Origin of the sequence: Candidimonas nitroreducens (assembly GCF_002209565.1) — a bacterium.
In the GTDB taxonomy this organism is placed as follows: Bacteria; Pseudomonadota; Gammaproteobacteria; order Burkholderiales; family Burkholderiaceae_B; genus Candidimonas; species Candidimonas nitroreducens.
Genome location: NZ_NJIH01000001.1, coordinates 309,690 through 331,266, shown reverse-complemented (window position 1 = coordinate 331,266; position 21,577 = coordinate 309,690). Strand labels below are relative to the sequence as shown.

Genomic DNA, 21,577 nt, shown 5'->3' with positions numbered 1-21,577 from the left:
TGATTCTAGCCATGTTCATACCTCCAAAATGGTGATACCGCGGCGAAATACTCTACATCGTGCGGCTATTCCCAAAATCCGCCTGGACATACATCTCAATCCGGTACGCGAATTGGCCCGAATGAGGACTCGTGCAAGCTTTGCGTGTCCCCCAAACGAACCGTTTGATGGGTGTCGAGTAACGCACGGGCAATAAGGCGCCGGTGCTCATACTTTGTGCCGCCGCGCAGCCCCCAGGAGGCCACCTTGCGATACCATAGATTAATGTCGCACTCAGCGATAAATCCTATTCCACCATGCATTTGCTGCGACGATCGGCACACAAAAAGGGATTTTTCGTTGGCGAAGGCCTTAGCCTGGGCTACCTCGACCCGTGCGGGCAAATTCTCGCTTAGAAGCCAAATCGCTTCGCGACTGAGCAACTCGATACCGTCAACGGCGTTGAGCATATCGGCAGCCAGGTGTTGGATCGCTTGGAATGCGCCGATCGGCTGGCCGAATGCATCACGTTGTGATACGTAGATCGCGGAGAGCTCCATAGTTTTGCGGGCGGCACCTTGCATCAGGCAGGCTAAGAAAACCGCTGCATAGTCCATGAGGTCATCGACCGCAGCAGCACCGCCTGCTAGAATCTTATCAACGGGAACGTATACGCCGTCGAAGGTGACATCACACTCCTGGTCTTTGGCTAGTGGCGCCAAGTTGCGGGCAGTGATGCCAGCGGTTGCGACATCAACCAGAGCCAGCCCCACGGTGCCTTTCTCGGGGCCGTCTGCCCAGCGAAACGCTACTAGGCACTGACCTGAATTTCGGAAGTCAGTGACGAACAGCTTTCGGCCGGTCAGCACTATGCCACCGTGCTTGTATTGGCCCAGAAGTTTGATCGCGTCTGCCGACCACCGTCCACCTTGTTCCTGAACGGCGAAGCTCAAAATCAGTTTTCCCTCCGTGACCGCAGGCAGAAGCTGCTGCTTCTGCCACTCAGTGCCGTATTTGGCAATGATCAACGCCGGCATCAGCGTCGAGTGAACCGGAAGCGGGGCGATATGCCGCCCGAGTTCTTCAAAAAGCAGTGACAGATACGGCAGCGGCAGCCCTTGTCCGCCATAGGTCTCGGGCAGCGACAGGCCCATCCAGCCCCCCGCAGTGAAATTCTGCCACAAAGGCTGAGAGTAGCCACTGGCCTCTTTTTCGGCTGCTCGAGTTACAAGCGGCATGCATTCGTGCGCGAGGAAATCGCGGATAGCGCCTTGGATCAAGGCCTCTTGCTCATCCAACAAGACATCCATATGTACTTTCCTAGTGTGCCGGGTTAGAAATGCGTTGAACTAACTGTTAATTGCTTAATCTGTTGTGTAAGTACCTAAACACAGAGAAGGCAGCGGCGAAAGAGACCAAATGCGCAGCTGCTGTTGAACGAATCCCAGTACCACCGACTCATGGCATTGGCGATGCATCGTAAAACGATACAAGCGTTGGCCTTGCGGGCACGCATTGTGCTTGCCTGTGCGTAGAAGAGCATTGTTACTGTGAGCTAGCGTGTCACACCGCGAACCATATTTAATATCTAGGCAGCGAGCTCGCTCGATCAGGCAGTGCCCGGGCGGGCAGCTACGCTATGCGCGAAACGTTTTCAATCACGGCTCGGTTTGCTCATCATCCTCACTGTCATGTTCACTTTGAGTTGTTTCATCGCTCTAACTGAACCGGGTTGACAGCCGGCCCATCACACCGACCGGAAAAAGTATCCGCAGAAGCCTTTACCGATCTACTCGGTAGCCAGAGCGGGCACTCAAGCCATATCTAGGCATTCACGACGCCAACCCAAAGCCTTCCGTTTGATCTGAACCGGCAGATGATATCCACGCAGTCATCAAAAGTTTTTTTGCGAACTTCTAGCTCACCATACTAGCTCGTAGTCAGGGTTGAGCTGCGAGCTTTCGGGCTGCCAGCTGGCTTAGGCATCCCAAGGCCTTTGCGAGCTATCTGATCCCGCATAACCTGGACGCTACCGTGGTTCACCGTCGACTGGAAGGCGCCGAGCAAGTTATGCGCATAGACACCAGACTCAATAGCTTCGAGTGAACTGCTGAGGAGGGCGCCGTACGGGCCAAGGATCTGACTGATGGCTTCAGTGGCCCGTACGCCATGCTCGGGGCCTACCACCTTTTCGCCAGAGCCCTCGTGGACGAACTCGCCACGGCGGCCTGCGATGGACAGGCTGCGCATAGTCATCAGACGGCACATCTGTGCCTCGATCCACAGGTCGGCGATGGTGTCACGGACAGCAGGGTCGTCGCGTAAGCCGACAACGGCCTCGTTGTCACTCTTGAGCAGATTGACGATGTCCTCGGTGCGGCGCACCGACATGAGATAACGCCAAGCGCCGACGCGGTCGAGATTCAATCCACGTTTCGTGACATTCCAGCCGTCGCCCTCCTTACCTAGCAAACAGGATACCGGTACCTCCACGTTGTCGAAGAACACCTCGTTAGTTCGGGTTTCACCATAGGTAGTATTTGACGGGGCCTGTGGCTCATGCTGGATGGTCCACAAGGGTCGAACCGTGATGCCGGCGGTGTTCATCGGAACCAGCAGTACTGATAAGCCGGCCTGCCGCGTCGATTCAGGATCGGTGCGTGCCAGCAAGAAGATATGGGTCGCATTCTGAGCATTCGTGGTATAGATCTTTTGCCCATTAATGACATATTTGTCATCATCACGCGTTGCTCGGCAGCGTATGCCCGCCAAGTCGGTGCCGCAATGGGGCTCACTGTAGCCCTGACAGAATGTGATATCTAGACGCGCGGCTCCCGGTACGTATTTTTTCTTCTGCTCTTCGGTGCCGGAGGCCAGAATCGCTGGGCCTCCCGTACCACCGGCGCCCATGCGCATGTCGCAGCCACGGAGAAACTCTTCTTCCACAATGAACTGGGTGATGGTCTCACCGCTTTGGCCTCCATACTCCTTTGGCCAGCTGACTGCCATCCAGCCGCGCCGGAATATATCTTCGTGCAGCGCACGGAGATGTGGCCCTTTGCCATTTCCGGCGTGAGCGTCTGCCAATTCGTTACGAACCGTGTCCGTGACGTGCTCGGAAATGAAAGCCTGCAGGTTGGCGCGCAGCTCTTGTTGTTCGTCGTTGAATGAGAAGTTCACCACACGTTCTCCTTTCTTGTGGCCAGACCAATCACAGCTTCACTACCCCTGCCTGTTCCAGCTGCTTTATGTCCGCACTGCTGTAGTCGAGGTTAGTAAGAATCTCTCGAGTATCGGCTCCAACGACGGCCTTGCCGGGATAACGTACCTCGCCGGGCGTTCGTCGAAATCTGGGCACCACACCCTGCATACGTACTTTGCCCAGAATCGGATCATCGAGATCTACCAGTGTCCCGCGAGCCTTGATGTGTGGATCCACGAAGAGCTGTGCGACGTCATAGACCGGGCCCGCCACCACGCCGGCCTGTTCGAAGACCTTCAGCACTTCCTCCTGATCGTGCTCCCGCACCCAATCCGCCACTGCACCGTCACACTCTTCGAGCCTAAGCATCCGCTGTGGATTGGTCTGTAGATCCGGGCGTTCCGCTAAATCGGGTCGTCCGATGGCATTGAACAGACGTCGAGCGCCAGAGTTCGCTGCCGCGGATACAGCGATCCAACGGTGATCCTTTGTTTCGTACGTATTTCGAGGTGTCGACCAAGTGGAGCGGTTACCGCGGCGTTTACCAACGACACCCAACTGGTCGTAGTCGATCGCCATCGCACCGAGCAAAGATAGAATCGGCTCGTACAGGCTGATATCAATTTCGTCGCCGATGCCGCCATTACGACTTCGATTTACCAATGCCGCCAAGATCGACTGTGCTCCCATCATCGCAGCCACACCATCGGCAAAAGGGTATGCAGGCAACGTAGGAGGGCGACCGGGCTCTCCTGTAGTATGGGCGAAACCACTGAATGCTTCTGCTAGGGTTCCCATACCAGGCCGGGCGCTATATGGGCCGGTTTGTCCGTATCCACTTATGTGTAGCATAACCAGGCCCGGGTTGATCGCGGATAAGGTCTGATAGTCCAGTCCCCAGCTAGCGAGTTTTCCGGGGCGAAAATTCTCGACAAAAACGTCGGCTGTGGCAGCAAGGCGTCGAATAACCTCGGCACCAGCCGGAGTCTTTACGTCGACTGCCAACAACTTCTTACTGCGGTTAGTGACACGCCACCACAGCGGTTCGCCCTCTTTGAAATGTCCCATGCGACGAACCTCGTCGCCGTTGGGCGGCTCGATCTTAATGACATCAGCGCCTAAATCACCAAGATAGGCGGAGGCCATAGGGCCGGCGAACAACATGCCGATCTCGACGACTTTGATCCCAGAAAGAGGGCCGCGCGCCGCGATACTTTGTGGGGGAATTGTCATAGTTTTCATGATTGAATAGCTCTTTCGGAAACTTCTATCGCAATGGAATGGCGGCCGCGCCAGATACTTGTTGGGCAGGGAGAACAAAAGCCATGTTGGTTATTTCTTCCAAGCCTTGCAGCTTGTCGAACAAGGTTGCGGCGGCGGCCTCGTCTAGCGATCGAGCAGCACAGTCCATGAATTTGCTTCTGATCTCTTCCTCTTTGAGGGGGCGGCTCGCGGAGCCCCGGGCCTTGGCCACCTGCGAACTTTGGATGGTATCGCCGTTGCGTAAAGTAACGGTGACCTGGTCGAACGGCGCGTAACCGGTCGTAGGATCTTCACGGGAATCAAATATGACATGCACCCGTTTCATGAGAGTCTGGATCGATAAGCGCTGCACGAAGGTATCATCAAGTTCTCGGAGCCCAACCCGGCCCACAGTCAGGGCGGCGGCCATGGCGAACTCGATACTAAACTTTGCTTCAAGCCCAGTGGTAGGCCGTGCATTGCGTAGCACGTTGGCGTTGCGCTGGCTCATCGAAACGGTGATGCGTTCGACATCCTTGGCTTCCAGATTGGGATGCACTGCGCGCAAATCCAACATGGCATCGATAGGGCGGTGCGCGCAGTAGCAGACTGGGTATTTCTTGATGTTTAAGCCAATGGCCACTAGGCGCCACCGTTGGTGCGCATCGACTGGTGACTCCAGGTCGACCGCCCCAGACGGGGATACTGCCATAAGGAGTCCAGAGAAATGTTCCAGCGCATCTAACGCGCCCGTAAAGCCTTCTGCTGCAAGGCGAGCCGCCATTACACCTGCATGTGCAGCGTGCCCCGCGTGTAAAGGTTTAGCCATTGATCCAAAATTGGCCGTGATACCAGCGCTCTGTGATGCACCCAACGACAGGGCCGCCGCAGTCCGCTCTAGACTCAGGCACCGTAGCCGCGCGCAAGCGGCCGCCGCCGCTACCGACCCGAAAATTCCGGTTGGATGCCAGCCCTTTGTATGATGCTGGCCAGTGTCACGGCGCTGCAATTCGGCCCATACCTCGAACCCTGCCACATAGGCGCAGAGCATGTCTCGGCCCGACATCCCGAGATGCTGGGCTTCGGCCAAGATCGTGGGTACCAGCACCGCGCTGGGGTGGGCAGATAATGCCACGTCGTCGTAGTCTAAAGCATGCGTTGCTACAGCATTAATCCAGGCGGCATCAGGTGCCCGCACACAAGTATTGCCCCAGAGAAGCGTGGCGTCGCCTGGCACGGGGTTCAGCGTGCGCTTCAGGATGGCGACACAAGGCTCGTGTTTACCCGCGAGGAGAGCTGCAGTTGCATCAATGAAGCCAAGCTTGGCTATAGCGATCGCCTTAGGCGGAAGTCGGTCGTATGTCAAGGTAACAACAAATTCAGCCAGATCGCGAGTGAGTGCGACGGTCATACCGGCTCCTTCGGAGCTACGAAAGGATAGGGTACGGGCGCACCGTTTCGGTACGGCAACGCCACTACGGCGGTGCCGGGGGTTGACTGTAGGCCTGCATCGTTACTGATTCCGATATGTAAGTGCACCAGCCCAAAATCTGGGCCGCCCCGGATATCCACTACCCGCGCCCAAGCATACAATGTCTCACCGACCAGATTCTTTGCCCGGAACTGGAAGTCGACCTTCCACACCCAACCTTCCGGGCCGGCCCAATCGCGCAACAATTGGATCAAGAACTGCTGCTTTAGAGAGCCATTGATCAGCACGTCTGGCAGACCGTCATGTCCGATGGCAAACGGCCGATCGAAATGGATACGATGCCAGTTCTCCATAGCAGCCGACCAGCGCATCAGATGGACGGGCCCCAACGGCCCTTTAGCCAACGGGGGTAGTTCCATCCCAAGTTCAACATCTTCGAATTTCACACACGGCTCCGGATGTAGGTTCGTTTAATGCGAAGCAGCAGCTCCTCCTCGGACGTGCGGTACTCGCTTTCCACAACAACGATTACCATCGGCCCCCTACGACCGTTTGTCTCGCGAATGTCCAGATATCGTGACTTCAGCTGCACTTGTTCGCCATGCCGTACGTAGCGGAACAACTCGACCTCAGCGCCGCCATTGAGTGTCGCGTAATCTCGCAGCGGTTCGATCGGAGGCAAGCCAGCTGCACCAGACGCAACATTGCCGTCATAGTCAGGGTCTTGAGCATGCTCCTGGACAGGATCCACCGAACCCAGAGGTCTTCGAAACATCATCGACGGGAACAGCGCTGGTGCCACTGCTCCCCCATATCGGCTGTCGGCCTCGACCGCTCCATACATAGAATGCTCGTCCATGATCGCTTGCGCATGCCGGCGGACTGCACCTGCTTCCACTCGATCGCAGGCTACGTTAATTTCGCTCTCCAAGCCGATGTAGGGAGCCAATATTTTTGCCAGCCCGCTCATACTGCCACCCGTTGAGCATTGCGGAACTTGGACAGCGTTCCCCCCGTCTTCACGCTACCGGGAAGCATGTGGCCGACTATATCCTCAGCCAGACGGGCAGTTTCCACCAAGCTGTCCAAGTCGATACCGGTGGAAATTCCCATTTCCTCGCATAGGAACACCAAATCCTCGGTGCATACGTTGCCTGCCGCGCCGCGATGGCCGGCAAAAGGGCAGCCACCAAGCCCGGCGACCGCGGCATCGAAGATGTCTACGCCCATCTGCAATCCGGCGAATGCGTTGGCAATACCCATACCACGAGTGTCATGGAGATGGAGTGAGAGCCGCAGCCCAGGGAAACGCTCGCGCACGCTGCCGACGACTCGTTGGATCGAGGTAGGTGTAGCCCAGGCCATGGTATCTGCCAAGCTGACAAAATCGAGCGTTACTTCAGCTTCGCTGGCCAGTTGCAGCAATTGACCGACCATGCCCACCACGTGGTCGACAGGAATGTCACCTTCGAAGTTGCAGCCGAAGGTAGCCATTAGTCCGCCGCGGCGCACCTTCACGCCACTTTTCTTGTACGTCTGCAGGATAGACCGCTGCGCCTCATAGTTCTCGCCCAGAGTACGTTTCTGATTTCGCTGTAGGAATGCAGCGGACGGGCACAGACTGATAGTGCCGAATACATCTAGATTGGGAGAGGCCAGCGCCCGTAAAAGGCCGCGCTCGTTGAGCCAAAGCGCGGTATAGGCAACACCCGGCCGGCGTCGAATCCCAGCCACAACGGCGTCTGCATCAGCCATTCCCGGAACATTCTTTGGGGGAACGAAGGAGACCGTTTGTATCTGACGGAGCCCCGTCTGAGCCAGTGCGTCGATCAGCTCGATCTTGCGGGCAGTCTCAATCGGGCCCGGCTCGATCTGGAAGCCTTCACGCGGGCCTTCCTCGTTAATAGTCACGCTTTTCGGTAGATCTGACATTTGGGGTTCCCTTTCTCTACGCGTGGCCGGTGCCACGCCTCGTTGTCTCTTACCTAAGCACTAGGTGCGACTTCTTAATGAGGGCAGCCCAAATATCGATTTCTTCGTTGAACTTAGCCTTGAATTCGGCAGGTGTGTCTCCCACTGCTTCAACTCCTTTGCTCATCAGCCAGGTCTTGGAAGAGGGCAGGGCGACGGCTGCGCGCAGCTCGGCCGACAGTTTGGCCATGACATCGGCAGGCGTCGCAGCAGGAACCGACAGACCGTACCAGACTGCCGTGTTGTAGCCTGGTACGCCCGCCTCATCTATGGTTGGCAGCTCAGGCCATAGAGAGCTGCGGGTGTTAGTAGTCACCGCCAGCGCGCGAACCCTGCCGGCTTGAGCGAAGGGTTTCGCAGTGACGATCGGGTTCATCATGAGTTCTGCCTCGCCAGCCAACACGGCATTGAGCGAGGGCGCACCGCCACGGTAGGGAATATGCACTACATCAATGCCCGCCATGGACTTGAAGAGTTCCATTGACAAATGAACCGAAGTACCGATGCCAGATGAAGCGTAGTTGAGCTTACCGGGGCGAGCGCGGCAGTAGGCGATCAATTCTCGGACATTGTGTACCGGCAACTTCGGGTTGACCAACAGAGTGAAGGCGCCTTTGGCTACCATGCATAGCGGCGCAAGATCTTTGCGAGGGTCGTATGCTGTCTTTTCGCCCGCGGCCGCTTCCACAGCTAAAGTCCCGGTATGCATTAGGAGGGTGTTGCCGTCAGGCGGAGAGTTCACCACAATCTGGGTGCCCAATGCGGCACCTGCTCCACTGCGATTTTGAACTATGACCGTCCGTCCTGTCTGTTCAGTCAACCACTTACTCACGCCGCGGGCAATGATGTCGGCCGAGCCACCAGGCTCGTAAGGCGCCACGATCTTGAGCAAATTGCTGCCCTGAGCTCGGGCGGCCCGAGCTACCGGGCCCAGAGCCGGCAACAGGGCAGCCTTGAGGACGGTACGCCGCCGGGCGTCAGCACGGCGTGGGGCAGCACTTGAATTCTTATCTTGTCTCATGTGTTCACTCCAGTGTTTAAGGGTGGTCGGGTGAAAGCCGCCATCACAATCTTTTGCTGGTCGGCGATGTGATCTTCATGAAAGCTTCCGGCAGGTGAAGCGGATTCGGGTCGCCCACAGTAGTACCAGCGAGGTTTGGTGTGGCCACTTTTTTTCGCTAGATGCTCCAATCTCCGATCAAGCCAGCTCCAGGCCCCCTGGTTGGCGGGCTCTTCTTGCACCCATACGAGAGTTGTGTCCGGATAGGTGCGAAAAATTTCCGCTAACGCGCCCATGGGCAATGGGTAAAGCTGCTCCAAACGGACGATCAGCGTGTCCGTAGCACCCCGGCGGTCGCGCTCCTGTATCAGGGAATAGGCCAACTTCCCGCAGCACAGCAGGATCTGCCTAATGGCTGAGCCACTATTTTCTGCTGCCGTAGACCGATCCACCAGCACCGGTTGGAACTGGAGTTCTGAAGAAAAATCCTCCAGCGGGGACACCGCTGCCGGCAAGCGAAGCAGTGTCTTCGGGGTGAAGATGATCAGCGGCTTGCGCGTGGCATTGTGGGCCTGGCGCCGCAGTAAATGGAAGTAGTTAGCCGGTGTGGTCGGAATGGCGACTATGATGTTTTCCTGAGCTGCCAGTTGTAGGTACCGCTCAATGCGCGCCGAGGAGTGTTCAGGCCCCTGGCCCTCTAGCCCATGAGGCAAAAGCATCACCAAGGAAGACCGCAAGCGCCATTTCTCCTCGCCGCTGGCAATGAATTGGTCGATGAGTACCTGGGCGCTGTTGGCGAAGTCGCCAAACTGTGCCTCCCACAGAGTTAGAGCCCGTGGGTGACCAAGGCTATAGCCATACTCGAAACCAAGCACTGCATATTCCGACAAGGTGCTATTGATCACGCTGAACGGGGCTTGTTCGGGGCTCAACTGCTGCAAGCTAATGTGACGTTTGCCGTCCTCGGCATCAGTGAGCGCGAAGATGCGGTGCGAAAACGCGCCACGAACAGTATCCTGTCCGCTAAGACGCACAGGAATACCTTCAAGTAGCAGGCTGCCCAGCGCCAAGGCTTCGCCCACGGCCCAAACAGCCACCTTCCGTTCCGTCATCCGCTGGCGCACCTGGCGCTCCAGGCGAGGGTCGAGCTTTACCCCTGCCGGTGGCGTGGCGATGTGTTCTAGGATGCGCTGTACTGTCGCAGGCGCTACCCGTGGCACGATAGAAGAGCCTGATGCCGGAGCCAGCATGGTAGGAGTCGGAGCGCGCCATGTCGGCAATACGGCGTAGGCTGCGTTAAGCGACGCGTGGCAGCTTTCTATTGCAGCCTTGATCTCTTCGACATTCAGAATGGAGGCATCCAGCAGTTTTTCTTCCAGTCGATGGCGGACACCTATCATTTTGTCGAGCCGTCGGTAGAGCACCGGCTGGGTATAGCGTGGCTCGTCCATCTCATTGTGGCCATTGCGCCGAAAGCACACCAAGTCGATGACAGCGTCTCGTGCATGGGCCTTTCGGAATCTCGTAGCCAAGTCAGCTGCGCGAATAGCTGCATCGACGTCGTTGCCATTGGCGTGAAGAATCAGGCTGTCGATGGCTTTCCAGGGGCCGGTGCAGTAGCGGGAGCTCCTGCCTTCTTCGGGCTCGGTGGTAAAGCCTAGTTGATTGTTGACGACGATATGCAGGGTTCCGCCCACAGTAAAGCCGGCGGGCATCCCAAGCTGCAGCGTTTCAGTAACCACGCCCTGCCCGATAACCGCAGCGTCCGTGTGTAATACGATACCCAGTACACTTTTGCGCGCAATCACAGGCAGCTGTTCCTGCAGTGCACGTACACGGCCAATCACCACTGGATCTACTGCTTCAAGATGCGACGGGTTCGGCTGCAAGGTGACTGCGAGGCCGGTTTCGGGAAGGATCGTGTCGAAGCCTAGATGGTAGGCAACGTCGGCGGTGCAGCTTTTTTCCGAGCCGAAAGGAAAGGCGCCCTTGAATTCAGCGAGAAGCCTTTCCAGCGGCTTGCCGAGAATATTCGCGGCAATATTGAGACGCCCCCGATGCATAGTCCCGATGACAACACTGCGGACGCCGTCCGCAGCTGCGTTTTGCAGGATTCGATCCAACATCGGCAATAGCGCCTCGCCGCCTTCTAAACCGAAACGCTTCTTACCCGGGAATTTTTTGTCTAGGAAAGCTTCGAACTCTTCCGCCTGCACCAGCTTGCCGTATGCGCGACGCAGCGTGTCGGTTTCTGGGGCAGTAGCGTTCTCCGTGGCGTCCTGGATCCAGTTGCGTATTTCGTCGTCGTCTATGTGGGACGATTCGACCCCCAATGTACCGCAGTAACGCTCGAGCAGCGTAACAGCTGAAGGGGGGCGTTTGTTTAGAAGCCGAATGTTGGCAGCGCGTATCAAATCTAGAGTCACGGGCGGCTTTGTTTCGAGCGGGTTGATGTTGGCGAACAAATGGCCCAATTGACGCAACATGGTGATCAAACCAACCTCCTCGACATTCCCTGACATGGGGCTGCCGCCCAATAGGTCGTCGACCATCCGGAACACCCGCGCCCAGCTAGGATCAACCGAGGCTGGGTCTTGTTGCCAGCGATCGTGGATGTCCTCGAGAAACGCCACTGGGGCAGCATTTAGAGGAGAGGAAGGTAAGAGTGCCATCGTTCTAATCAAGGACTACGAGTAGGGGCTTTGGTCTTCAAGGAAGCGGAAATGAGTTTATTTCAGTGAGGGAAAAATGACGCTCACACAACCGACTTTCAGCAATGCCTATATCGCATAGCTAACTGGGTGGTTCCCGTGTTATTGTTGTTGCCTGGCTTTCCGCATCCCCTACGCTATGAATATTGACCAGTTGCGTGTCTTCCAGAAAACCGCAGATGCAGGTGGAGTCTCGCGGGCAGCCGTAAAGCTGGGCGTTTCCCAATCAGCTGCTAGCCGACAAATCGCAAGCCTGGAGGCGGAATTTCGTTCGCGGCTGTTCTATCGGCACGGGCGTGGCGTGGCACTAACTGAGGCTGGGCGCGCCCTGTACACAGCAATCAAGCCACTGTTGGAGCAACTTGTCGAAGTCAAGGAGCAGTTGCTTCAGAAATCTGAAGAGCCAACCGGCGCGGTGATCGTCGGCATGCCGTCGTCGTTGATGGGAACCATCGGCGCCTCCTGTGCTCAGCAGTTTCTCGCCCGTTACCCGAAGGCCTCACTGCATTTGTATGAGGGGTCGAGTGGATTGCTCGTCGATCGCTTGGAGAGTGGCCTTATTGGCGCAGCAGTGCTGTATGACACGCGACGCGGCCCCAACATGGTCGTAACTCCCTTACTTGTCGAGCAGTTCTATCTAGTGACAGCGTGGCCCAAAACCAGCAACCTTTTGCGCGAAGTGACAATTCCTGAGCTGGCGCGTCACCAACTATTGCTGCCTGGCATCCAAAGCGGGATGCGACGAGCCGTCGATGCGGCGTTTAAGCAACACGATATCGAGGCACATATTCTGATGGACATGCACTCGGTTACTGTTATCAAGCACCTAGTGGAAAGGGGTATTGGCAGCACCATACTACCTTACGGCGCGATCCATCGCGAAGTGGCAAACCGCTATCTGAGCGCGCGCCCCATTAGTCTTGAGATTATGGGTGCGAACCTTGTGACAGCGACTGCGACGGGGCAACCAATCACTCGAGCAATGCAAGCATTCTTGTCCCTTCTGGGGGATGAGATCCGGAGTTGTGTCGCGGCGGGAACCTTACGCGGTAGAGCTGTGGCCGTTTAATTTTGCTCCGTGACAACAAATCGCGACTGGCCGAGGATGGCATTCAAATCGAAACGGCCAAGGCCACTAACATGACACGACTCAGAGGGCGTTTGCTACGAAACCAGCGTTGCCATGGTCTCCGCCTCGCACAGCCGCTGGAAAAGCGCCGCCTTCATTGCCGGCTCGCGCCTGGACGCAATCACCACCCCGCTGATTCTGGGCGACCCGATGAAGGGCACCGCATTTCTGGCCTATTTTCGGAGCTACCTGTGCCCACGCTACAACTCGGCGACATCATAGTGGCCGACAATCTGTCCTGCCCTCAGGCTTTGCCGCGCAATGCCCGGTCGACGATGTCCTGGGCCTGGTGCAGGATTTCCCGCAAATGGCGCTTGTCGCGGAAGCTCTCGGCATAGATCTTGTAGATGTCCTCGGTGCCCGAGGGGCGGGCGGCGAACCAGCCATGTCCGGTTACCACCTTCAGCCCGCCTATGGGCGCGCCGTTGCCCGGCGCCCGGGTCAGTACGGCCTGCACTGGCTCGCCGGCCAGCGTCGTGGAACGCACCTGGCGCGCGTCCAGCTTGAGCAGACGGCTTTTTTGCGCCGGCGTGGCGGGTGCCTGCAGGCGGTCGGCATACGGCCTGCCGCAAGCCTGTTCGATGGCCTGGTAGAGTTCCGCCGGATCGCGCCCGCAGCGCGCCGTCATCTCGGCCGAGAGCAGGGCGGGAACGAGCCCGTCCTTGTCGGTGGTCCAGACCGAGCCGTCGCGCCGCAGGAACGAGGCGCCCGCGCTTTCCTCACCGCCAAAGCCCAGCGAGCCATCCTGCAGCCCGGCGGCAAACCATTTGAAGCCGACCGGCACCTCGTACAGCTTGCGGCCCAGCCGGCTGCAGACGCGGTCTATCATCTGCGTGCTGACCACTGTCTTGCCCACGGCCGCGGCGGCGCTCCAGTTCGGCCGATAGCTGAACAGGTAGCCGATCATCGTCGCCAGGTAGTCGTTGGGCGCAAGCAACCCGGCCGAGCGGGTCACGATGCCGTGGCGATCGTGATCGGTGTCGCAGGCGTAGGCGATGTCGTAGCGCTTGCGTGCCCCGATCAGGCCCTGCATGGCATAGCGGGAGGACGGATCCATGCGGATCTTGCCGTCCCAGTCCACCGTCATGAAGCGGAAGGTGGCGTCCACCGTCTGGCTGATGACGTCCAGGTCGAGCCGATAGTGTTCGGCGATGGCGGGCCAGTAATGCACGCCGGCGCCGCCCAAAGGATCGACGCCCATGCGTATGCGCGAACCGCGGATGGCATCCATGTCGACGACCTGGTTCAGATCTTCGACGTAGGCACGCAGGAAGTCGTGGCGGCGCACCGCGCCGCTGCGCAAGGCGCGCGCCAGCGGCATGCGGCGCACCGCCTTGAGGCCGCCGCGCAGGATCTCGTTGGCCTTGTTTTCGATCCAGCCCGTGACGCGCGTATCGGCAGGGCCGCCGTTGGCGGGGTTGTACTTGAAGCCGCCGTTGTCGGGCGGATTGTGCGAAGGCGTTACCACGATGCCGTCGGCCAGCCCGCTGCGGCGCCGCCGGTTGTAGGTGAGGATGGCGTGCGACACCGCCGGCGTGGGGGTATATTCGCCGCCCGGCGCGATCATGACCCGCACGCCGTTGGCCGCCAGCACCTCGAGGGCGCTGGCGCTGGCCGGCTCGGACAGCGCGTGGGTGTCGATGCCCAGGTACAGCGGCCCGCTGGTGCCGTGGCGCTTGCGGTACAGGCAGATGGCCTGGGTGATGGCCAGTACGTGGGCCTCGTTGAAGCTGCGTTCCAGCGACGAGCCGCGGTGGCCCGATGTGCCGAAGGCCACGCGCTGCAGGGGCTCGTCCGGATCCGGTGTTTCGCTGTAGTAGGCGGTGACCAGCCGGGCGATGTTGCAGAGAATTTCCGGCGGCGCCGGCTTGCCGGCCAGAGGGCTGATTTCAGGGGTGTCGGGTGCCGAGGGCTTCATGAATGCTTCCTTGTTTCTTGTGCTGCCCATAATGCCATGCCTGGCGCTGCGGCGCACGGGCGCGGCCGCAGCGCTGCCGTTGCCTTAGCCTTGCCTGTGTTGCAGGTAATGGCGGATCAAGGCATTGGTCGAGCTGTCGTGCGCGAGCGCATCAGGCTTGGGATGCTCGAGCTGGGGAATGACTCGGTCGGCCAGCTGCTTGCCGAGTTCGACGCCCCACTGATCGAACGAGTCTATGTGCCAGATGGTGCCTTGCGTGAAGACGCTGTGCTCGTACAGGGCCACCAGGCGGCCGAGCGTGCCCGGGTCGAGGCGTTCGGCCAGTATCGTGGTGGTGGGCCGATTGCCCTCGAAGACGCGATGCGGCACCAGCTCTTGGGGCGTGCCTTCGGCGCGCACCTCTTCGGCCGTCTTGCCGAAGGCCAGCGCCTCGGTCTGCGCGAACAGATTGGCCATGAGCAGCTCGTGGTGCCGGCCCAGCGGGTTCAGCGGCTGGCAAAAGCCGATGAAGTCGCAGGGCACGAGCTTGGTGCCCTGGTGTATCAGCTGATAAAAGGAGTGCTGCCCGTTGGTGCCCGGCTCGCCCCAGTAGACGGGGCCGGTCTGGTAGTCCACCGGTATGCCTTCCAGGGTCACGCGCTTGCCGTTGCTTTCCATCGTCAGCTGCTGCAGATAGGCCGGGAAGCGCTTCAGGTAATTGTCGTAGGGCAGCACGGCCACGCTCTGCGCGCCGAAGAAATTGTTGTACCAGACGGCCAGTAGCCCCATCAATACGGGCAGGTTGCGCTCGAACGGCGCGGTGCGGAAATGCAGGTCCATGGCGCGATAGCCGTCCAGCATGGCCTGGAAGTTGTCGGCCCCGATGGCCAGCATGGTCGACAGGCCGATGGCCGAGTCCATCGAGTAGCGGCCGCCGTCCCAGTCCCAGAGGCCGAACATATTGTCCGCGTCGATGCCGAATTCGCGCACGCCTTCCGCGTTGGTCGAGACCGCCACGAAGTGCCGTGCGATGGCGCTTTCGTCGCCCAGGGCCGCCAGCACCCATTGCCTGGCGCTGTGCGCGTTGGTAAGTGTTTCCAGCGTCTTGAAGGTTTTCGAGCAGATGATGAACAGCGTTTCCTGCGGATCGAGGTCGCGCGTGGCCTCGGCGAAGTCGCTGCCGTCGACGTTGGAGACGAAACGGAAACACATGTTGCGCCGGCTGTAGTGGCGCAGCGCCTCGTAGGCCATCACCGGCCCCAGATCCGAGCCGCCGATGCCGATGTTGACCACATTGCGTATGGGCCGGCCGGTGTGGCCGCGCCAATTGCCGTCGTGGACGCGGCGCGTGAAATCGCGCATTTTGTCCAGCACGGCATGAACCTCGGCGACCACGTCCACGCCGTCGAGCATGATTTTCTCGCCGACGGGCGCACGCAGGGCGGTGTGCAGCACCGCGCGATGCTCGGTGACGTTGATTTTCTGGCCGGAAAACATCGCCTCGATGCGCTCGCGCAGGCCGCAGGCCAGCGCCAGCTCGATGAGCAGCTGCATGGTTTCGTCATTGACGCGATGTTTGGAATAGTCCAGGTACAGGCCGCAGGCCTGTACCGTGAGGCGCGGGCCGCGTCCCGGGTCGTCGGCAAACAACTGGCGCAGGTGCAGGCCGCGCATGTTTTCGTAATGCGCGTGCAAGGCCTTCCAGGCCGGGCGCTCTGGCAGCGCGGTCCAGGCCGGGGTGTTCATGATGCGCTGCCTTCTGGAGCCGTGCCGGGTTGCGCCGTGCCGCCTTTTTGCGCGATCAGGTTCATCAGATCGTTCCAGGATTTCTCGAAGGCCTGGGCGCCTTCCTGCTGCAAGCGCAGAGCCAGGGCGGCCACGTCCACGCCGGCGCGGGCGAATTCCGCCAGCTGTGTCTCGGCCTCGACGCCGTCGCGCGCCATTTCGCCGCGCAGCTGGCCGCTGTCGGCATAAGCATGCAGGGTCTTGTCGGGCATGGTGTTGATGGTTTCAGGCGCGGCCAAGGCCTCGACATAATAGGTTTCCGGCAGCGCCGGGTCCTTCACGCCGGTGCTGGCCCACAGCAGCCGCTGCGGCACGGCGCCGGCGGCGGCCAGCCGCGCCCACTCGGGCGAGGCCATGCGCTGCACATAACTGCGGTAGGTGCGCCCGGCCACGGCGACGCCCAGGCGGTTGCGCAGCGCCTCGGGCGCGGTCTGCGCCACGGCCTTGTCCCAGCGGCTGATGAACAGTGACGCCACCGAATGCACCTTGGGATCGAGCCCCGCTTCGATTCTGCGCCGTATGCCGCGGCAGTAGGCGTCGGCCGCCGCTACGTATTGTTCGCAGGAAAACAGCAGCGTCACATTCACCGGGATCCCGGCGTATATGGAATCTTCTATGGCGTGCAGGCCTTCGGGGGTGCCGGGTATCTTGATGAACAGATTGGGGCAGTTCGCCTGCGCGTGCAGGCGCGTGGCCTCTGCCACGCTGCTGCGGGCGTCGTAGGCCAGCAGCGGCGACACCTCCAGCGACACCCAGCCGTCCATCGAATCGCTGGCCTGGTGGGCGGGCAGGAACAGGGCGGCGGCGCGCTTCAGGTCGGCTATCGCCAGTTCGAAGAAGATCGAATCGGCCGAGCCGCCTTCAGCGGATTTGCTGCGAATATCTTCGTCGTAGGCCTGGCCCTTGCGGATTGCCTGGTCGAATATCGTCGGGTTGGAAGTCAACCCGGTCAAGGAAAATTCCTGGCAGTAGCGCTGCAGCTGGCCCGAGTCCAGGATGTCCCGGGTGATATTGTCGAGCCAGAGGCTCTGGCCGAGTTTGTGCAGGCGTCGCGTATTTGCGTTGACAGTGCTCGCTTTGCTGGTGTTCATGGCTGCCTCGTATGGCTGTTTCCGTCTCTATCTTAGTCTCTGTGCGTTCCAGTTTTTTCAGACTCTTGTGTCTGCTATAGGTTCCGCGCCTGCCGGCGGTGCACTGCGGCCCGGTGCCCCTGGAGGCCGGGGCGTCGCCAGGCAGCGTCGGCGCCAACCGGCCCTAAGGCTTGGAATCCGGCGGCTGCGGATCGTGCCAGCCGCCAGCCGCGGCCGTAAGCCCCGCGGCCTGCTGCGGCCCCCAACTGCCGGGCTGGTAGGGCAGGGGGGCCGTGCCACTTTCCAGCAGCGGGGTCACCACGCGCCACGCCGCCTCGATACTTTCGTAGCGTGCGAACAGGGCAGGGTCGCCGCGCAGCGCATCGCCCAGCAGGCGTTCGTAGGGCGACATTTCGTCGGCCGCCTGGTGATGCGCGGCAAGTTCTACGGTTTCGCCGGCCATGGCTTCGCCCGGCAGCTTGACCCGCGCACCCACGCACAACAATACATCGGGGCTGATGCGAAAGCGGAAGTAATTCGCCTGGGAACCCGCCGCGGCGCCCGTGGCCTGTTTTGCGCTTGCCGTGTCGAACACCGCATGGCGCAAAGGCTTGAACTTCACCAGCACTTCGGTGGCCGTGACCGGCAGGCACTTGCCCGAGCGTATGAAAAAGGGCACGCCCGTCCAGCGCTCGTTGTCGATGTCCAGGCGCAGGGCGGCATAGGTCTCGACCTTCGAACCCTGCGCCACGCCCGGCTCGGACTGATAGCCCTGGAACTGTCCCAGCACCGCGTTTTGCGGCAGCACCGGGCACATGGCCTGGAACACCTTGCATTGCGCATCGCGCGCGGCATCCGGGTGGCCGGCCGGCGGCGGCTCGGTGGCCAGCAGCGAAACCACCTGCAGCATGTGGTTCTGGATCACGTCGCGCACCGCGCCCACTCCGTCGTAGAAGCTGCCGCGGCCCTGTACGCCGAAGGCTTCCGCCATGGTGACCTGCACGCTATCTATGTAGCGGTGGTTCCAGATGGGCTCGGCGAACACATTGGCGTAGCGGAAATACAGCAGGTTCTGTACCGGCTCCTTGCCCAGGTAATGGTCGATACGGAATATCGATTCGGGGGCAAACGTTTCGGTGAGCATCGCCTGAAGCTTGCGCGCCGAGGCCAGATCGCGCCCGAAGGGTTTTTCCACGACGACTCGGGCGTCGCGCGCGCAACCCGACTGCGCCAGGCCGCGCGCCACCACGTCGAACATGCCCGGCGGGATGGCGAGATAGTGCAGGGGCCTGCGCGCTTGTCCCAAGGCGGCGCGCAGGCGCCGATAAGTGTCCTCGTCCTGATAGTCGCCGGCGACGTATTCCAGGTGTTCGGCCAGCCCGGCGAACACGTGTTCATCGATCTGCCCGTGCTCGGCGATGCTGTCGCGCGCACGCTGCACCAGCTTGCCCTTGTCCCATGAAGATCGGCTCACGCCCAGTACGGGCATGTTCAAGTGCCCGCGGCGCTGCATGGCATACAGCGACGGGAATATCTGCTTGTAGGCCAGATCGCCCGTGGCTCCGAAAAAGACGAATGCGTCCGAGCGTGGAGTTTCAGTCATTTTGTTCTCCGGGTTTGCCGCCAGCGCCGATTCAGTTCTTTCTTTCGACGTGGCCTCCGAATTGCTGGCGCATGGCCGATAGCACCTTGCCGGCGAAATCACCCATGTGCCGCGAGCTGAAGCGTTCATACAGCGCGGTGCTGAGCACCGGCGCGGGCACCGCCATGTCGATCGCCGCCTTGACCGTCCAGCGGCCTTCTCCGGAATCGGACACATTGCCGGCATAGCGATCCAGCACCGGATCCTCGTCCAGCGCCCGGGCGGTAAGATCCAGCAGCCACGAACTGATGACGCTGCCGCGGCGCCAGACCTCGGCGATCTCGGCCAGGTTGAAGTCGTATTGGTAGTACTGCGGTTCGCGCAGCGGCGTGGTCTCGGCGTCGTTCTGGTGTTCCTGCTTGCCGACATTGGCGTGGTGCAGGATATTGAACCCCTCGGCGTAGGCGGCCATCATGCCGTACTCGATGCCGTTGTGCACCATCTTCACGAAATGGCCGGCGCCATGCGGGCCGCAATGCAGATAGCCTTGTTCGGCGCTGGTGGCGTGTCCCGCCCGCCCGGGGCTGGGGGCAACCGCCGCATCCCCCGGGGCCAGCGCGGCGAATATCGGCGCCAGGTGCTGCACGGTTTCGGTTTCGCCGCCCACCATCATGCAATAGCCGCGCTCGTAGCCGAATACGCCGCCGCTGGTTCCCGCGTCCACATAATGGATGCCTTTGGACTTGAGCTGTTCGGCGCGGCGGATGTCGTCGTGGTAGTAGGAATTGCCGCCGTCTATGACAATGTCGCCAGCGGCCAGCAGCGGCAGCAGCGACTGCAGCACCTCGTCGACCACGGCGGCCGGCACCATCAGCCAGACGGCGCGCGGCGCCTTCAGCGCGGCGACGAATTCCTGCATATTGGTAGCGCCGGCTGCGCCCTGGCTGCGCAATTCGTCGACGGCCTGAGCGCGGGAATCATGCACCACGCATTGATGGCCTTTTTCCATGAGGCGGCGCACCATGTCGCGCCCCATGCGCCCCAGTCCGATCATGCCTAACTGCATTTTGATTATCTCCTTGAATTGCTGCCCGGTGTCCTGTTTGATGTGAACAGGCTCCAGGCCATGAGCTTAAAGTCGGATGGATGCGGCGTCCAGGGCAGGCGCGAAGCGCAGCGTCAAGCCGGCCATGCCCTTCTATTTTGGACATAAGCCCGAACCCGCAGCCAGCATAGTTTCAATCGGTTAATTTTTGAACCGCGGCCGTCGCATACCCGCACTTGCGCTTGCATGTATCGTCCGGCGTGTATGGCTGCCGCGCGGCGCGCCATTGCGGCGTCAGTGCCAGCGATGGCGCAAGAGACGTGGGCGTGCAGGCGGACAAGCGCTGCGGGCAGGCTGCAGGCCGCCGGCTGTGGGGAACCGCGGGTTTTACGGTGCACAGCACCTTCCGCGGCCACCGAGAGTTCGACCCTTGATCCTCTTGTAACATAAAACTCCGGTTGGAAAAACATCTTCTCGCCGAGCCTCCTGCCAGTATGGATGAGAGCAGAATAATCCTGTGCCGCGCCTGCGCGGACATACGGACGCGGGCCGCGTCGGTTCGCGATGCTATAGACCCACACAGGAGATGCGCATGGCTACCAGCGTAAAAAAACAGAGCCCTGCGGGCAAGTTTTCGATAGACGTGAAGAAGATCCGGGCCAAGGCCCGCCAGAACACCGATAACGGGCCCGTCACCGAAACCTATGGCGCAGATCTGCCCACGGTATTGAGACTGCTCAATGAATCCCTGGCCACCGAACTGATCTGTGTGCTGCGCTACAAGCGCCACCAGTACATGGCCAGCGGCATCCATTCCGAGCCCGTGGCAACCGAATTCGCCACGCATGCAGCCGAAGAGCAGCAGCACGCCGACCTGATCGCGGCGCGCATCATAGAACTGGGCGGCGAGCCCGATTTTTCACCCCAGGGCCTGACGGCGCGCAGCCACTCCGAATATGTCGAAGGCAAGGATCTGCGCGACATGATCAAGGAGAACCTCGTGGCCGAGCGCATCGCGGTCGATTCGTACCGCCAGTTCGTGACCTACCTGGGCGACCGGGATCCGACCACGCGCCGCATGATAGAGGGCATCCTGGCCATGGAAGAAGAACACGCCCACGACATGGCCGATTTGCTCGAGAAAGGGTAAGGGCCTGGCGGCGGGCCGGCCCAGGCGGTATCGGCCTTTATCGGTCGCCGTGCGGCGGGCCGCCACCGTAGCGTGCACGCAGCGACACCAGTTCGGCCTCTAGGCCTTCGATGCGCTTGAGCAGGCGCAAGGCCAGCGTCAGGCCGTGCGCGTCCAGCTCGAAGTCGTCGCGCAGGCGCCGGGCCGTGCGCACGGTGACGATGCAGCTGGCCTCGAACAGGTACTGCTGCGGGTCGGGCCCATGCGTGGAAGGTTCCAGCACCCCGGCCTCGACCAGATCCAGCACGTCGGAACGGCCCAGCCCGGAAACCTCTACCAGGTGATCCAGCGAGCAGATTTCCGTCGCGTTCAGCCATATGCATTCGGTGATGTCTGTGCTCAT

At 60.3% G+C, this 21,577-nt stretch carries 19 protein-coding genes; 4 read left to right on the top strand and 15 right to left on the bottom strand.

From position 1 onward, the window contains the following. Positions 1 to 95 precede the first annotated feature (95 nt). The 9 genes from CEY11_RS01465 to CEY11_RS01425 all read right to left on the bottom strand — a co-directional run bounded on the left by CEY11_RS01465 (position 96) and on the right by CEY11_RS01425 (position 11,498). Positions 96 to 1,289: an acyl-CoA dehydrogenase family protein gene (locus CEY11_RS01465; RefSeq protein WP_088601554.1), complete on the bottom strand. Its 1,194-nt coding sequence runs from the start codon at positions 1,287 to 1,289 to the stop codon at positions 96 to 98. Positions 1,290 to 1,908: 619 nt separating this feature from the next. Further along, positions 1,909 to 3,159 (bottom strand): acyl-CoA dehydrogenase family protein, encoded by a 1,251-nt coding sequence (locus tag CEY11_RS01460; protein WP_158215163.1) that lies wholly within the window; start codon positions 3,157 to 3,159, stop codon positions 1,909 to 1,911. Positions 3,160 to 3,190: 31 nt separating this feature from the next. Continuing rightward, on the bottom strand, positions 3,191 to 4,423 hold the full coding sequence (locus tag CEY11_RS01455; RefSeq protein ID WP_198958804.1) for a CaiB/BaiF CoA transferase family protein: 1,233 nt from the start codon (positions 4,421 to 4,423) through the stop codon (positions 3,191 to 3,193). Between the two features lie 25 nt (positions 4,424 to 4,448). Further along, positions 4,449 to 5,834 carry an MmgE/PrpD family protein gene (locus CEY11_RS01450; RefSeq protein WP_088601551.1) on the bottom strand — a complete coding sequence of 462 codons (1,386 nt, stop codon included), beginning with the start codon at positions 5,832 to 5,834 and terminating at the stop codon, positions 4,449 to 4,451. Further along, complete coding sequence (locus CEY11_RS01445) at positions 5,831 to 6,301, bottom strand: hotdog family protein (protein WP_233154664.1); 471 nt, start codon at positions 6,299 to 6,301, stop codon at positions 5,831 to 5,833. The genes CEY11_RS01450 and CEY11_RS01445 overlap by 4 nt, the downstream gene beginning before the upstream one ends. Then, a complete protein-coding gene (locus tag CEY11_RS01440) occupies positions 6,298 to 6,825 on the bottom strand; it encodes an FAS1-like dehydratase domain-containing protein (RefSeq protein WP_088601550.1) in 528 nt (175 codons plus the stop codon). The genes CEY11_RS01445 and CEY11_RS01440 overlap by 4 nt, the downstream gene beginning before the upstream one ends. Further along, positions 6,822 to 7,787, bottom strand: a complete 966-nt coding sequence (locus CEY11_RS01435; RefSeq protein WP_088601549.1) for a hydroxymethylglutaryl-CoA lyase — start codon at positions 7,785 to 7,787, stop codon at positions 6,822 to 6,824. The genes CEY11_RS01440 and CEY11_RS01435 overlap by 4 nt, the downstream gene beginning before the upstream one ends. 49 nt (positions 7,788 to 7,836) lie before the next feature. Continuing rightward, positions 7,837 to 8,847 carry a tripartite tricarboxylate transporter substrate binding protein gene (locus CEY11_RS01430; RefSeq protein ID WP_088601548.1) on the bottom strand — a complete coding sequence of 337 codons (1,011 nt, stop codon included), beginning with the start codon at positions 8,845 to 8,847 and terminating at the stop codon, positions 7,837 to 7,839. Further along, on the bottom strand, positions 8,844 to 11,498 hold the full coding sequence (locus tag CEY11_RS01425) for a 2-oxoglutarate dehydrogenase E1 component (protein ID WP_088601547.1): 2,655 nt from the start codon (positions 11,496 to 11,498) through the stop codon (positions 8,844 to 8,846). Before CEY11_RS01425 ends, CEY11_RS01430 begins: the two co-directional genes overlap by 4 nt. A gap of 178 nt (positions 11,499 to 11,676) precedes the next feature. Between CEY11_RS01425 and CEY11_RS01420 the strand changes: the two genes are divergently transcribed. Both CEY11_RS01420 and CEY11_RS25325 read left to right on the top strand, forming a co-directional pair. Further along, the gene (locus CEY11_RS01420; protein WP_088601546.1) at positions 11,677 to 12,606 is read left to right on the top strand and encodes a LysR family transcriptional regulator; all 930 of its coding nucleotides are present in this window, start codon (positions 11,677 to 11,679) and stop codon (positions 12,604 to 12,606) included. A 114-nt stretch (positions 12,607 to 12,720) separates the two neighbouring features. After that, positions 12,721 to 12,888 carry a hypothetical protein gene (locus tag CEY11_RS25325; RefSeq protein WP_158215162.1) on the top strand — a complete coding sequence of 56 codons (168 nt, stop codon included), beginning with the start codon at positions 12,721 to 12,723 and terminating at the stop codon, positions 12,886 to 12,888. 22 nt (positions 12,889 to 12,910) lie between these two features. Here the strand turns inward: CEY11_RS25325 and pgm are convergent, their stop codons facing one another. From pgm to gnd, 5 genes are all read right to left on the bottom strand, one after another. Continuing rightward, complete coding sequence (gene pgm / locus CEY11_RS01415) at positions 12,911 to 14,584, bottom strand: phosphoglucomutase (alpha-D-glucose-1,6-bisphosphate-dependent) (RefSeq protein WP_088601545.1); 1,674 nt, start codon at positions 14,582 to 14,584, stop codon at positions 12,911 to 12,913. 84 nt (positions 14,585 to 14,668) lie between these two features. Continuing rightward, entirely contained in the window at positions 14,669 to 16,309 is a 1,641-nt protein-coding gene (gene pgi, locus CEY11_RS01410; protein WP_088601544.1) for a glucose-6-phosphate isomerase, read from the bottom strand. Next, positions 16,306 to 17,439, bottom strand: a complete 1,134-nt coding sequence (gene tal, locus CEY11_RS01405; RefSeq protein WP_088601543.1) for a transaldolase — start codon at positions 17,437 to 17,439, stop codon at positions 16,306 to 16,308. The genes pgi and tal overlap by 4 nt, the downstream gene beginning before the upstream one ends. Before the next feature lie 163 nt (positions 17,440 to 17,602). Then, a complete protein-coding gene (zwf, locus tag CEY11_RS01400; RefSeq protein WP_088601542.1) occupies positions 17,603 to 19,021 on the bottom strand; it encodes a glucose-6-phosphate dehydrogenase in 1,419 nt (472 codons plus the stop codon). Positions 19,022 to 19,052: 31 nt separating this feature from the next. Next, entirely contained in the window at positions 19,053 to 20,066 is a 1,014-nt protein-coding gene (gene gnd, locus CEY11_RS01395; protein WP_088601541.1) for a phosphogluconate dehydrogenase (NAD(+)-dependent, decarboxylating), read from the bottom strand. 215 nt (positions 20,067 to 20,281) lie between these two features. On the opposite strand from gnd, the gene CEY11_RS24960 reads away from it, so the two are divergent. Both CEY11_RS24960 and CEY11_RS01390 read left to right on the top strand, forming a co-directional pair. Further along, the gene (locus CEY11_RS24960; RefSeq protein ID WP_143322644.1) at positions 20,282 to 20,479 is read left to right on the top strand and encodes a hypothetical protein; all 198 of its coding nucleotides are present in this window, start codon (positions 20,282 to 20,284) and stop codon (positions 20,477 to 20,479) included. A 158-nt stretch (positions 20,480 to 20,637) separates the two neighbouring features. Then, positions 20,638 to 21,195: a ferritin-like domain-containing protein gene (locus CEY11_RS01390; RefSeq protein WP_408608092.1), complete on the top strand. Its 558-nt coding sequence runs from the start codon at positions 20,638 to 20,640 to the stop codon at positions 21,193 to 21,195. 37 nt (positions 21,196 to 21,232) lie between these two features. Here the strand turns inward: CEY11_RS01390 and CEY11_RS01385 are convergent, their stop codons facing one another. Then, positions 21,233 to 21,577 carry a chaperone modulator CbpM gene (locus CEY11_RS01385; RefSeq protein ID WP_088601539.1) on the bottom strand — a complete coding sequence of 115 codons (345 nt, stop codon included), beginning with the start codon at positions 21,575 to 21,577 and terminating at the stop codon, positions 21,233 to 21,235.